The following is a 715-nucleotide window of genomic DNA, read 5'->3' as shown; positions in this document are numbered from 1 at the left end:
GTAGTGGCCTAACAACCCCTTTTAACTCCATATTTAAAAGCGTGCTTGATACTTTAAAAATGGGTAAATTGCAGTTAAGCGCAATAATATCTAACTGCTCTTTATTATTATTTTTCAGGTAATTATAAATTGTCTTTTCAGTAGCATCAAGCTCTACAAAAAGTTGTTTTTGCACAGGCGCAGGTTTTTGCTCATTTTCAAGTTGCCAGTTTAATAAATATGGCACATCTAAAGGGTTGGTAAGCATGTGTGCCTTTTGGTATTTTATTAAGTTATTGCAGCCTATACTTTGGGCATCGGTAACTCTGCCCGGAACCGCAAAAACATCACGGTTGTATGAGTTTGCAATATCGGCAGTTACTAAGCTTCCTCCTTTTTCGGCAGATTCAATAACTATAGTGGCTTCACTTAATCCGGCAATAACTCTATTACGTTTTAAAAAGTTATTTCTATCAAAAGTATCAGTACTCCAAAAATCAGAAAAGAAACCGCCATTTTTTTCCACTTCCGTCATATATTTTTTGTGTACTTTGGGGTAAATTTGATTAAAACCATGTGCTAAACACGCTACCGTTTGTAAATTATTTTTAATAGCAGCTTTATGTGCTGTAATATCTGTGCCGTAAGCAAAACCAGATATAATTACGGGGTTGTATGGCTTAAGGGTTTCAACTAAACGCTCACAAAATTCAATACCTTTAGTCGTTATTTTTCG

1 protein-coding gene is annotated in these 715 nt (G+C 35.1%); it reads right to left on the bottom strand.

Translation table 11 applies throughout. The features are described 5' to 3' along the window. Positions 1-715: DNA-processing protein DprA (locus FUA24_RS17230; RefSeq protein WP_148544324.1), on the bottom strand; the 715-nt coding region annotated here is incomplete at both ends.

Source organism: Seonamhaeicola marinus (assembly GCF_008085455.1).
This window is presented reverse-complemented; position numbering and strand designations above follow the sequence as displayed.